General features: G+C 41.1%; 2 protein-coding genes. Both read left to right on the top strand.

The genetic code is table 11. The features are described 5' to 3' along the window. A partial coding sequence (locus ACEW8O_RS19415; protein ID WP_373496286.1) for a VOC family protein occupies nucleotides 1-733 on the top strand: 733 nt, incomplete at its 5' end. Between the two features lie 9 nt (nucleotides 734-742). Further along, nucleotides 743-2,332: tetratricopeptide repeat protein (locus tag ACEW8O_RS19410; protein ID WP_373496285.1), on the top strand; the 1,590-nt coding region annotated here is incomplete at its 3' end.

Raw genomic sequence — 2,332 nt, 5'->3', positions numbered from 1 at the left:
CTTGGAAAAAGTTTCAGAAACTTATTTCCAGGCACTAAGGAACAGGGATTTCAAAGCCATTCCGTTCAGTGATAACATTGTTTTCAGGGCACCACTTGCACCGGGTGGGTCTAAATATCCGATCAAAGGTAAAGAGGAACTCCTTGATCAATGGTGGAAGCCGCTTGAGCCGGCATTAGATGGGATTCAGATCAATGTCATCGACCACTTTTACAATGAATCATTAACTCAGATCATTACCAGGGCGGATATTACTATTGCAGCACTTGGTGTGACGCTTCGGGTTGCAGACCGTTTTACTGTAAATGAGTCCGGGGAGATTTCAGAACAGGAAAATCATTTTGATGCCAGTCCGATGAAAAGTCCGATCCATCACAACTGTCTGAGGTCAATGGATTTTTCCAAAACAAAGGAATTTTACCGGGAAGTCCTTAAATGGCCATTGGTAATGGACCAACCGGAACTGATTATATTCCTTGCAGGCAGTGTATTTATAGCATTCAAAAAAGCTGATCCGCGAGACACTAATTTCACCACCTTCAGTCCCTATGAAGTAGGTCTGGACCATATTGCCATTACCTGCGAAAGAGAGGAGGAGCTGCATGCATTAGCCAAAAAGCTAGCCGATGCGGGTATAGAAAATACAGGAGTGAAAATAGACAGTGTTTTAAATAAGCCCTATTGTGCTTTTAAAGACCCTGACAGAATCGCGTGGGAATTATATATGAAATAGCAATCCCTTATGACAACAGCCACTGATTCTATAGCACTTAAGCAAAAGATAGATGAGTTAAATTGTCTGGCATGGAGTCTCCGTGTCCACGAAATTGAGAAAGCCCATACGTTAAGTAAAGAAGCTGCTGATCTATCCCAGAAAATCAAATATCTAAAAGGGCAGGCAGATGCATATAGGTTAATTGGTTTTGCTTGGTTAAGAAAAAGTGATTTTGTACAGGCAAAACCATACCTTGAAAAAGCTTTTCAAGTTTATGATTCTTTAAATGATTTACAGGGCCTTGCAGTAGTCAATGAATATATTGGGATCATTCACCGTAATACCGGGGATTGCAAATCAGCTCTCGAAAATCTCTACAAAGCTTTGGAATTATGCCGAGAAACCAAATTTTGGGATGCTGAAATAACCACGCTATACCAATTGGGGGTTACCTATAGGCAACTTGGAGATTACAATAAAGCGCTTGAATTTTTATTTGAAAGCCTACTAATCGCTAAATCATCAACTTTTAAAATAATGGAAGCCTATAATCTGAATGTGATCGGTTCGATCTATTTTGAAACCGGTGATTATCAAGAAGCACTGAATTATTTCCTGCAAGGGCTCCCTATTCGTCAACAGGCCAATGACAAGTGGGGAGAAGCCGGCAGCTTAGACAATATCGGCCACACCTATATGAAATTAGACCAATATGATGAAGCTATCAGTCATTGTACAAAAAGCCTTGATATTACAAAAAAGATCGGTGATAAAAAAGGCGAGGCAAACTCCCTGCTTCATTTGGCTGAAATTTACCATGTTATGGGAGAAATTGCACTTGCTGCGAAGTGTTCCAATCAAAGCATGGCAATCAGGAAATCAAGCGGTGATAAGAGAGGGGAGGCAGAAGTACTTCTGTTTCTGGCCGGATTACAACATAACGGCACAGATTACAAGTTGGAGTACCTACTTAAGGCAGCACTCATAGCTGAAAATGTAAATGCAATTGATCTTCTAAGCAAAGTAAGACAGTGCTTATATTCAATTTATAAGGATAATGGCAAATATAAAGAAGCACTTGAACAATTGGAATTACATACCGCACTTGAAGTCGAGCTGCACAAGAATACAATAGCCCAGAAAATGGCTAATCTGAAAATTTCGCATAAAGCAGAAGAAGCCGGCAAAGAAACTGAAGCTGTCCGTATTAAGAACAATGAATTGAGAGGGCTGAACCAGGAATTAGAAGAACAGAAAGTCAGGTTGCAACAAGCCCTGACCGATCTGAGGATGGCCCAAGCCCAACTCATCCAATCTGAAAAGATGGCAAGCCTTGGAGAGCTCACTGCAGGAATTGCCCATGAGATACAGAATCCTTTGAATTTTGTCAATAATTTTTCGGAAGTCAGTGCAGAACTGGTGGATGAAATCAAAGAATCAAGAGCCAAAGTCCGGTCCCGAGAATCGGGAAACCAAGAATCAAGAGCTAAAACCGAAGAGGATGAGATAGAAGATGAGATTCTGGATGATATCAAGCAGAACTTGGAAAAAATAAATCACCACGGTAAGCGGGCGGATGCGATAGTCAAGGGGATGTTGGAGCATAGCCGGATAAGT

It is taken from the genome of Aquiflexum sp. (assembly GCF_041749095.1).
GTDB lineage: Bacteria > Bacteroidota > Bacteroidia > Cytophagales > Cyclobacteriaceae > Aquiflexum.
Note: the sequence above shows the minus strand (reverse complement) of the source record. Positions and strands in the feature narration are given on the sequence as shown.